This is a genomic window from Psychrobacter sp. TB55-MNA-CIBAN-0194, assembly GCF_040309505.1.
Lineage (GTDB): Bacteria > Pseudomonadota > Gammaproteobacteria > Pseudomonadales > Moraxellaceae > Psychrobacter > Psychrobacter fozii.
The window spans coordinates 1-279 of record NZ_JBEOOW010000197.1 but is presented as its reverse complement, the minus strand read 5'-3'; the positions used below and the strand labels follow the sequence as shown (position 1 = coordinate 279).

At 40.5% G+C, this 279-nt stretch carries 1 protein-coding gene; it reads left to right on the top strand.

The window, feature by feature from the left end:
* Positions 1–21: 21 nt before the first annotated feature.
* A partial coding sequence (locus AAEY75_RS14805) for a cyclic nucleotide-binding domain-containing protein (RefSeq protein WP_502944427.1) occupies positions 22–279 on the top strand: 258 nt, incomplete at its 3' end.

Below are 279 nucleotides of genomic sequence, written 5' to 3'. Positions count from 1 at the left end.
ATCCAGGCCTTGGAAGATAGCATGGTTTCTTCTTATCCTTGGCAAGATTTTTATGCTCAAATGCGCCACGATATTGGTTTTTTAGAGTGCTATGCTAAATTCCTTGAACGCATCTTTATTGTCAAAGAAGAGCGTGAAAATGCCTTTGTAAAACATTCCGCTGAACGTCGTTATCTAGATTTTCGCACTGCCTATCCTGAGTTAAAAGATTCTATTCCACAGCAGCAAATTGCGACTTATATTGGTATCACTCCAGTAGCATTGAGTCGAATCCGGCAG